The sequence below is a fragment of the Roseimicrobium sp. ORNL1 genome, from assembly GCF_011044495.1.
GTDB lineage: Bacteria > Verrucomicrobiota > Verrucomicrobiia > Verrucomicrobiales > Verrucomicrobiaceae > Roseimicrobium.
In genome coordinates this window covers 5,074,533-5,084,691 of the sequence record NZ_CP049143.1, presented here as the reverse complement: position 1 = coordinate 5,084,691, position 10,159 = coordinate 5,074,533, and the positions used below count along the sequence as shown (strand labels likewise).

The 10,159-nt window shown below is 58.2% G+C and carries 7 protein-coding genes; 5 read left to right on the top strand and 2 right to left on the bottom strand.

Annotated features, from left to right (window positions below; all coding sequences use genetic code 11):
- Positions 1-481: 481 nt before the first annotated feature.
- Entirely contained in the window at positions 482-1,582 is a 1,101-nt protein-coding gene (locus G5S37_RS20675; protein ID WP_165206337.1) for a WD40 repeat domain-containing protein, read from the bottom strand.
- 111 nt (positions 1,583-1,693) lie between these two features.
- Between G5S37_RS20675 and G5S37_RS20670 the strand changes: the two genes are divergently transcribed.
- Positions 1,694-3,706: a G8 domain-containing protein gene (locus G5S37_RS20670; RefSeq protein WP_165206336.1), complete on the top strand. Its 2,013-nt coding sequence runs from the start codon at positions 1,694-1,696 to the stop codon at positions 3,704-3,706.
- A gap of 34 nt (positions 3,707-3,740) precedes the next feature.
- Here the strand turns inward: G5S37_RS20670 and G5S37_RS20665 are convergent, their stop codons facing one another.
- On the bottom strand, positions 3,741-4,277 hold the full coding sequence (locus G5S37_RS20665) for a tetratricopeptide repeat protein (protein ID WP_165211791.1): 537 nt from the start codon (positions 4,275-4,277) through the stop codon (positions 3,741-3,743).
- A 347-nt stretch (positions 4,278-4,624) separates the two neighbouring features.
- Between G5S37_RS20665 and G5S37_RS20660 the strand changes: the two genes are divergently transcribed.
- From G5S37_RS20660 to G5S37_RS20645, 4 genes are all read left to right on the top strand, one after another.
- The gene (locus tag G5S37_RS20660) at positions 4,625-5,149 is read left to right on the top strand and encodes an RNA polymerase sigma factor (protein WP_165206335.1); all 525 of its coding nucleotides are present in this window, start codon (positions 4,625-4,627) and stop codon (positions 5,147-5,149) included.
- 50 nt (positions 5,150-5,199) lie between these two features.
- Positions 5,200-6,195, top strand: coding sequence for a FecR domain-containing protein (locus G5S37_RS20655; protein ID WP_165206334.1), 996 nt, complete (start codon positions 5,200-5,202; stop codon positions 6,193-6,195).
- A 174-nt stretch (positions 6,196-6,369) separates the two neighbouring features.
- Positions 6,370-8,775, top strand: coding sequence for a TonB-dependent receptor (locus G5S37_RS20650; RefSeq protein ID WP_165206333.1), 2,406 nt, complete (start codon positions 6,370-6,372; stop codon positions 8,773-8,775).
- Positions 8,776-8,862: 87 nt separating this feature from the next.
- Positions 8,863-10,005 (top strand): PepSY-associated TM helix domain-containing protein, encoded by a 1,143-nt coding sequence (locus G5S37_RS20645; protein WP_206026079.1) that lies wholly within the window; start codon positions 8,863-8,865, stop codon positions 10,003-10,005.
- Positions 10,006-10,159: the final 154 nt, after the last annotated feature.

Here is a 10,159-nt window from a genome sequence, read left to right as displayed (position 1 = left end):
TGGCGGAGTACGTGCCACTTTCGGAGCCATTCGAAGCGGCGTGGAAGCTATGGTTTTCGGGATGACCAAAACCCCGAGCTATTCTTCCACTCGAAAATTTCACCAAAGAAGTCATTTACAGCCAAGTACTAAATTTAAGTAGGCTCGAATAAGATGATCAGGGTGTGCTTGTTCCAATGAAGTGGATAATCAACTGGTCCCAAGGGGTTTAAGCGCCCAAGGCGCGAAAGGTTGTGGAAAGCCTTCATTTCAATGGGTTTAACGTCGATCGTGCTCGTTAAGGGCTGCCCAACCAGAGCCCTTCAAATGCACGATTGGGAGAGCCGGCTCGGCCCTGTGGCTGAGATGGGGTGTCGCTCCTGGAAGGGGACTGCGCTGGCGTCGCTGGGCGAATTCTCGAATCACGACAAGCCTTGCAGTTCGTGGAGAACGCAGCATCTGGATACGGGACAGGCGCACCGGCCGAGATTCCCGGCAGGGTCTACTCCATGTGAATGCGCCAGAGGCGTGCCGTCTTGTCGAAGCTGGCAGTGACCAGGATGCGGCTGTCTGGACCGAACGCGATGGCACGAACAAGGGCTCCGTGCTGAATGGGGGCTCCAATGGGTTTTCCCGTCTTGGCGTCCCACACGTGGGCAGTATTTCCATAGCAGCCGGTGGCAGCGAGCTTTCCATCCGGGCTGAAGGCGACGCAGCGTACTCCCGTGGGGTGGGGCAGGGGAGGCGTGAGCGGCTGTCCCGAAGCTGCATCCCACAGGCGGGCAGTCTTGTCCATGCTGCCAGTGAATACACTCGTGCCGTCGGGATTGAAGGCAGCAGCACGCACTTGATCCGAGTGCTGAAGCGGAGGCGTGGTGGGTTGTCCGGTAGAGACATCCCACACGCGCCCGGTGCCGTCGAGGCTGCCGGTGAGCAGGCGGGTACTATCTGGACTGAGAGCGAGCGAGCGCACAGATCCGTTGTGTTTTAGGTCAATGCCGAGAGGCTTTCCTGTAGAGCCGTCGATGAGGTGGGCGAGGGTACCATTCCCACTGACGGCCCCAATTTTCGAGTTGGGACTAAACGCGACTGCATAAAAGCGCTGATGATTCTCGATGGGGTCGCTCAAAGCCTTGCCTGTGGTGGCGTCCCACAGACTCGCCGTTCCATCTGTCGCACTGTCGTGGCTGCTGGTGAGGATGACTTTGCCATCGGGCCGAAAAGCCAGGGAGTACACGAATCCGGGATGGGATAAGGTAGCAAGACATTTTCCGGTGGATACCTCCCAGAGCTTGGCCCCCTTCTCAGTTCCGGCGACGACAGTGGTGCTGTCAGGACTGAAGGCCACAGGATAGACACCGCCTTCGTGTTCCAGAGGTTTGCCATGCAGTTGCCCGGTCGAGGCATCCCACAGGCGTAGGAAGTGGTCCGCGCATCCGGTGGCGATCCATCTGCCATCGGAACTGAAGGCTACTCCATGCACCGCTTCAGGGTGCTCCATGGGAAGTCCGATGGGCGTCACCGAGCCTGCTGCCTTTGCGGATCCTTGGGAGGCGTATGCGATGATGATTGCTGCGACGAGAGAGAATGCTGGCAACTTCATCGTATATGCGAGGTTCACTTGGGGAAATAACGCCGTTTAATAACGCGTGTTATATCAAGGGGTTGTGAAAAATATGCATAACAAAATTGTTATAAAGCGAATTTGAATCCGATGAATGCTCCGACCCATCTGGCTAGAATTGCTATCTTCGCAGTCTTCATCGGCGCGAGTCTGGTGGCCCCAGGTGCCTTTGCCGACCTTGTCGAGTCGAAGCAAAGTGGGGTATGGTCCAGTCCATCCACCTGGGTTGGTGGAGTGGTGCCGCCTGGAGGAAGCAGTGTGAAGATTCACGAGGGACACGTGGTGACCTATGACATTTTCTCCGCTGACTCTATTCGGGCCATCTTCATCGCCGGCAGGTTGACGTTCGCGGCCGATAGGGACACCCGGTTGGAGGTGGGCTTGATCAAGGTGCAAGCAGGAAATGATACGAGCGAAGAGGGGTTCAATTGTGATGCCCACCTTCCGGAGCGGAATCCCACGCAGCCACGAGCTGCCCTCGAGGTCGGTACTTGGGACCAGCCCATCGCAGCAGAGCACAAGGCGTTGATTCGCTTGAAGTACTTTGAGGGAATGGATGTGCAGTCATGCCCGGCCATCGTCTCCTGTGGAGGGCGCATGGAGTTTCATGGGGCGGAGATGGAGCGCACCTGGGTGAAGCTCGGAGCCACGGTAAGAAAAGGGCAGACCGAGATCAAGCTGGCTGAGCCTGTCACCGGCTGGCGCAAGGGCGACCGTGTATTCATCACCGGTACCGTACGCCAGAACAAGATCGCCAAGACCTTCAAACCCTCTGTGGTGGATGGAACGCAGACAGAGGAACGGGTCATCGTCGCAGTGGGGGAGAAGACCGTCACTTTGGACAAGCCGTTGGAATACGACCATCAGGGAGACGGTGCCTACCGTGGGGAGATAGCCAACCTCAGCCGCAACGTCGTCGTTGAATCCGCCGACGAAGGGGAAAAGCGCGGCCATACGATGTTTCACCGGGAATCAGAAGGCTCGATCAGCTATGCCGAGTTTCGCCACCTGGGTAAGGAGGGCGTACTCGGACGATATAGCATCCATTTCCACCTGGTCCGCGACACCATGCGTGGCGCTTCCGTGATTGGTGTCAGCATCTGGGACAGCGATAACCGGTGGATCACCGTCCATGGCACGGACTATCTGGTGATACGGGACTGTGTGGGATACCGGAGCAAGGGGCACGGTTATTTCCTTGAGGATGGCACCGAGCAGTTCAACGTACTCGATCGCAATCTCGCGGTGCAGGCGTGCAAGGGAGCACCGCTTCCAAGACAGATCCTTCCATATGACCACAATGACGGCGCTGGCTTCTGGTGGGCGAATTCCCGCAACACCTTCACCAGAAACGTGGCCGCGGAATGCGACGAATATGGATATCGCTTCGACGCCGTGGACACCCCGGCAGTGAGCATGAAGATGAGTATGCCACAAGCGGATGGCACCCGTCAGGTGGTCGATGTACGCACGCTTCCCTTTGTAAGGTTTGAGGACAACGAAGCTCACTGTCAGCGTCGGCACGCCTTCAATCTTGGAGGCATGGATCGTGAACTGGAAGGGTCGGTGGATGGTGTTGGACCGGACGCGCGTCACCCCTTCGTCATTCGCGGCTACAAGGCCTGGAACGTTCATTGGGCCCTGCATGTTCTCTCTCCCAGTGTCCTGGTGGATGGCACGGAATTCCACAATGCCGAGTACGCCCTGTGGCGGATGAACTACCAGCAGTGCGCCCTACGCGGAGTGAAGATGAGTCAGATAACCGTAAATGCAGACTTTTCCCCACAGAAAGGTGCGCGCCCTGATGAATCCGCTTTTCCGAAACCCCTGGACCCAACGGATGACCTGCCTCCCGCCACCGTCATTACCCGGGTGAGCAAACGCGACAACGGCAAGGTATTCGTTCACGGCGTCACCAGTGATAATGGAGAGGTGAAGCGCGTGATGGTAAATGGCGTGCCGGCGAAGGCCACTCGCGAGAACTATGCCGAGTGGGAAGTGCTGGTAGCTGACACCGGAGTGGCAAAAGGACGCGTAGTGGCCGCCGCTGAAGATGCCTCAGGCAATGTCGAGCCCCGGCCGCATGAGGTTGGTATTAGATGATGCCCGTACTCAGGTGCTGCGGAGCGTCCATATCTCACTCTGTGGAATGAATGCGTGCGAGCAACGTCCTCGCCCTCACTGAGGCCGAATGTGCCGGGCCCACTGTCGCGTCCCAGCCATCGGCTGCACGCGTTGCCAACTTGCCTGCTTCATCTGTTTTCGACTGTGCTTGAAGGCTGGTGGCCAATCCATAGCAGGCCAGGAGCGTGTCGAAATGAGTGGTGCCCAAGGTGCGTTCGCGGGTAGCCAGTACAACGCGATACTGCTTCTCTGCATCTGCAAATTTCCCCTGAGCCATCAGGGCCACCGCGAGATTGGAGCGACTCTGAATGGTAAAGGCATGTTCCGCACCGAGGAGCCGCTCTCGCACAACCAGTACCTGTAGGTGCTGGGTTTCCGCTTCGGCTGAACGCCCCAGGGCATTGAGGGTGTTTGCGTGGTTGGTGAGGTGTGCAAGTGTGTTGAGATGCTCTGCCCCGAGTTCGCGTGCAGAGTCGAATGCCAAAACGCGGAAGAGTTCCTCCGCTTCTGTGAGCCGACCCTGCGCATAGGCGGCAAAGGCCAGGGCCACGCGATCTGGCTTCTTTTCGTCGTCAGCAAGGACAGGAGAGACAAAGAAGAATGCAAAGAAAAGGCAGAGCGCGGAATGGAGGCGGCAATTCTGCGTCGTGGCAGTCATCCTTCCAAAATGATCCTAGCTCGTCACGCTACGGTGACTGGTAGATAACAATCGTGTTATAAAGGAGCGTGTTGCTTCCGGAGTAGATGCGCCTGACTCGCTCGCAATGAGCTGATTACTTAACCAAGCTGCCGTGCGATAAAACTTCTGACGAATCATCTTGTTGTGATTGAGTCGCAGTAGTAATAGGAACGGTCCTCCTGAGCCGCGCTTTCCCCGCTCCTTCATCGAACCGAGACATGACTCCCTACAGTCTCTCCCCCTTTATCGAAGATGTACTGCCCGACTATGAGCGCGTGCAGCAGTACTTCTCCAGCAAGGTGGGGTGTGAGCACACGGCAAGGGACCTGACGCAGGAGACTTTTGCGAAGCTGCTGCGGTGGTCTCCGGCGAGTGCTGTGGACCATCCCAGGAGAGTGCTTTTCCGGACCGCGCGCAATCTGCTCATTGACCGCTTCCGCAGGGTGCGGCGCATGTCTGAAGAGGAACTCTCGGATGACTTGATTGAGACGCTGGCGGATCGCGATCCCGGCCCCTCGCGCCGTGCCGCCGCGGCGGAGGAAATCGGCCTGGTGAGCCGGGCTGTGGAGATTCTCCCGGAGCAGATCCGCGAGGTATTCATTCTCAATCGGCTCATGGGCCTGAGCTTCGCGGAGATCGCCAAGACCATGAAGTTGTCATCGAGCACCGTGGAGAGGCACATGGTCAGGGCTCTGCTGGCGTGCCGGGCTGCGCTTGAGGGCGGGAATTCGCAAAAAATCTGAGTTTTTGTGAGGGTGGAGCGGCGCGCGTGCGTCTTTCTAAGTGGAGACGCATGCCTAAGAAAAAAGCCGAGACGCACCGGGAGGAGAATGAATCTCCTGTATGGGAAGCAGCGGCGAAATGGGTGGTGCGCAAGCTGGACCATGCGACCTGGAGTGAGGCAGATGAAGTCGCTCTGCAGAAATGGCGGAACGAGAGCCCGGAGCATGATCTGGAGTTTCGCAAGACCGAGGCGGCACTCGCGCTGATGTCCGGTGAGGAGCCTCTCAAGGCGATGCAGCCCGCATCGATTTTGCAGCGCCGGAAAAAGACGCTCCAGAGGAAGATGTGGAAACGCCGCGCATGGATGGCAGGCGGAGGCTCAGCACTCGTGGCCCTGCTTGGCTTCTATCTCGATCAGCGCAATGTCTACGCGACAGGCATTGGAGAGTCACGACAGTGGACGCTGGAAGATGGAACGGAACTCTTCCTCGATGCGGGCACGAGACTTCGCGTGAACTACAGCACCACCACGAGAAGTGTAATCGTGGAGCGGGGAGGAGCCATCTTTCAGGTGGGGCAGGATGCTCGCCCGTTTGAAGTCCGCACCCGTGAGGTGGTGATCCGCGACATTGGGACGACCTTTGACGTCCACGTTCGCGTGATGGAGACCGAGGTGTCGGTTTCTGAGGGCGCCGTAGAGGTTACTTCAACAACCTCGCCTGAGGATGGACCAGTGCGGATCGGTGCCGGGGAGCAGATTGTATGGAGTCCAGAGACAAAAAAACCGGTGCCCACCAAGAGTGCGGCAGGGTCTTTTGGCAGCTGGCGCGAAGGCAGGCTCATCTACCGTGACAAGCCACTCGCCGAGGTGGTCTCGGATCTTCAGCGCTACCATTCGGGTGATATCGTTCTCGACGATGCCAGGCTCGGCAAGCTCAAGGTGAGAGCGACTCTTCACCCCAGGGACGTGGCCAGCGCATTGGAAGTGCTCAGCCAGGTGCTGCCACTGGATGTGGAGAAATCTCCTTCCAACGACTTCAGGATTTTTCGGGACCGTGCGCGGTGATTGCCCAAGTGAGGAGTGACGGTGCACTAGTGGAGAAACTTCTGTCTGGAGGAACGGGTGGCAGTGACGGCTGAAAAAAAGTTCATGTCCGTCTGAGGGTGGCAGAGGAGGCGAGGCGTCCTTCTTAGAGAAGCACCACTTCGGGCTTCCGTTAACGGCCACTCCCACCCTCCCATGTCCCTTCATTCAGTCTCCCGATTGCATCGTTATCGAGTCCTTCTCACGACCCTGCTCTTCTCCCTCGTCGCAGCGGTTGGCACCCACGCACAGGAGCAGAAGACCTTTGCCTTCGCTCAGGGGAGCATGTCGCTGGGTGATGCTTTGGAGGGCTTTTCGTTGACCACCAATTTGGATATCGCGGCGAGCACGGATGTTGTTGCCGGGAAGACTGCCCCGGCAGTCAAAGGTAACTTCACCGCACGTGAGGCTCTGGAGCGCATTCTCTCTGGAAGCGGCTTGAGCTATCGCCATACGGATGCTCGCACGATCGCCATCATCGGTAGCAACGCCATCTCCACCGCCGGTGGAGATGGCCCGAATGCGGAGCTGCCACCGGTGGTGGTGACGGCAGAAAGCGTGACAGGCTACACAGCACCTGACTCGACTTCAGCCACGAAGACCAACCTGCCTGCCTTCGAGTCCCCCTTCTCGATTCAGGCGGTTCCCCGTGCCGTGGTGGAAGACCAGAAGTCCACCCGTCTCGAGGACGCGCTGAGAAACGTCAGTGCCGTAGGCAAGAGCGGAAGTGACTACAACGGGCTGTATGACGTGTTCACCATTCGTGGGATGCCGCTGACCAACTACGGCCTGATCTATCGGGATGGCTTTCGCCAGCGCGTGCCGCAGGTGAATCTGGATAACATCGAAACGGTGGAAGTGCTGAAGGGAGCATCCGGCGGCCTCTTCGGACGCATTGAGCCAGGCGGCCTCATCAATCTGGTGACGAAGAAGCCTCTCGACGAGGCCCACTACTCCCTGGAACAACAGGTGGGCTCCTACAGTCTCACGCACACCCTCGGCGACGCCACCGGTCCGCTCAATGAAGAGAACACGCTGCGCTACCGCATGATCGCCGGATATGAAGAAGGTGACTCCTTCCGCGAGGGCGGAGAGTACAGCCGTCTCCTGCTATCTCCATCACTGTCGTGGGACATCACCCCACAGACCCAGTTCAACATCAACTTCGAGTACAAGAAGAGCGAAGACATCCTCGACGGCGGCCATGTCGCGAAGGGGGACCGCCCTGTCGATATCCCAGCCGAGAGGTTCCTCGGCGTGCGCGACGTGCCCTCCAGCCCCAGCGAATACTGGCTGGTGAATGCCTCCATCACGCATGAGTTCAATGACCAGTGGAAGGCAAAGCTGCGCGGTGTGTGGTGGAACTGGCGCGCAGATTATTTTGAAGTCGGCCCCAATGATGGCGTGAATCCGGATGGCCGCACGGTCGACCTCTATCACTTCACCTCCCAGGAAGAGGACACCACATGGTTTGCGGAGTTGAGTCTGGAAGGGAAGTTCGACACAGGCGCCTTGAAGCACGATGTTCTCCTGAGTGCGGAGTACTACAGCTTCGAGTCTGAGCAGTTGAACTACTTCGTGACCGCTCCGGATGTCCCGCTGAGACCGCTGGATGTCTTCCGCCCGCAGTATCAGAACTACTCCATCCTTCCACCTCATCGTCCTCAGGACGCGAGCAAGCCCAAGGATGAATGGTGGGGCTTCACCTTGCAGGACGTCGTCACCATTGATGAGCGCCTGAAGATTCTGGCCGGCATCCGCTATGACATCACCAGCGCCAGCACCTATTATGATGGCGACGTATCGACCAATACGAATGCGATTGATCGCCAGTTCCAGGATGAGGGCCGCTTCACTCCGCGTGTGGGCTTCAACTATGAGTTGCTCCCCTGGCTGTCCGTCTTCGGCAGCTACTCGGAATCTTTCTCGGACAGTACTTTTGGTCTGCTGGCAGACGGCTCCACCACAGAGCCCCAATCCGCCACCCAGTACGAAGGCGGCGTGAAGGGACGCTGGTTGGATGGCCGGCTTAATGCCACTCTCGCTCTCTTCCACCTCACCAAGGAGAATCTCACCACGGACCTGCCCAACTCCTTCTTCGTGACCCAATCCGGAGAGGCTCGCAGTCGTGGTGTGGAGCTCGATGTGAGCGGCTATCTGACGGAGCGGCTCAGCCTTATCGCTTCTTATGCTTATCTCGATACGGAAATCACCAAGGACCCGGTCAATCAGGGGAATCGCCTGCCCAATGCGCCGGAACACAGCGGCAGCCTCTGGGCCAGGTATGATTTCCCCAGCGGCTTCACCATCGGTGCTGGTCTCACCGCTGTGGGTGACCGTGCAGGCGACCTGGACAATACCTTCGTGCTGGAGAGCTACATCCGCGCGGACGTGATGGCGGCCTATCGATTCAAGGTTGGCAATGCAAAGATGACAGCCCAGTTCAACATCAACAATCTGTTCAACGAAGACTACTACGACGGCAGTGGTGGCTCCTCACGCACCTACATCTACTCGGGTGAGCCGAGAACGTTCATTGGCTCACTGCGCATCGAATTCTAAGCACGCATGGCAGGAATCGACTCCGTCACTCCATCACAAGAAACGACACTGACGGCGCAAAACGCGTCGTCAGTGTTTCGCGTGTGCTTGTTTCTGCACCGTTGGACGGGATTGCTGTCGCTCCCGGTGTTCCTCGTCATGGTCATCACGGGATCCGTGCTGATCTTCAGCGAGGAGATCAACCAGCTCCTGGGTGATGTCCCCGCAGGCACCCACCAGCAGGACAAGGAGGTGCCCGCGCGCAAGTCCATAGCCGAGCTCACCCAGACAGCGGTGGCACAGCACCCGGGCAAGCGCCTGATTTATCTGTACTACGAGAAGGACCGCCTCGATCGCGCCACCGTCCGCGTCGGTGACCTCGGATTCCAGAAGGAGGACGATGGCACAGATGTCATCATGGACTCCGTGTCAGGCCAGGCGATGTCCACCATCGTCGCAGATGAAACGTTCGTGGGCTGGATTCTCAAGCTTCACAAGGAATGGTTCCTGGGCAGACCCGGAGAGCTGGTGAGTGGATTCATTGCGCTGCTCGTTCTGATATCCCTGGTCAGCGGTCTGCTCATCTATGCGCCGTATGCAAAGAAGGTCTTCCTTGGCGTTATTCGTTGGAAAAGTTCCACCCGCCTCACGCAGCTCGACCTGCATACCGTCATTGGAGTGGTTGTGCTGGGCTGGGCGCTGGTGGTTACGGTCACCGGAATCTTCCTCGCTGTCGCAGGAGTCACGTATGACAACTGGAAGGTCACAGCGCTGCAGCCAGTCCTTGCGCGCATCTCGGCGGATGGTGGAGACATCAACTATCAGAATCCACCCATCAGCCCGGACCAGGCTGTTGCTACCGTGCAGGCCAGATTCCCTGAGTGGCGCTTCGACTGGATTGTCTGGCCTCTCACCGACTATTCGACGCCTCGCCACTACGCCATCTGGATGGCAGGACCTCCAGGTCCGAAGGAGCATCTGTTTGAAACAGCCTACGTGGACGCTGTGACGGGTGAATTGACTGATACCATCGGCTTTCCCTGGTACATGAAGGTCATGCTCCTTTCGGAGCCACTTCATTTCGGCGACTACGGTGGGATGCCGTTGAAGATTCTCTGGGTGACGAGCGCGTGGCTGACGTTGTTCATCACTGCCAATGGCGCTTGGCTGTGGTGGGACAGGCGTCGCCGCCGGTCTGCCAGTTCTGCTTTGGTCGGCAAGACACCGTTGGTCCGGGGAGGTGCAGCGTGAAATCGCCACTGCTGAAAGCGGCGCTGTTCGCTACCAGTTCTGCGCTCGCGCTCGTGGGGATGCTGCTGACATCGGGGGTGTGGGACGCGGTATTTCTCGGAATCGCGTTGCTACCCTTGGGGTGGGGGATTGCGAGTTTCGTGGTGAAACCTCA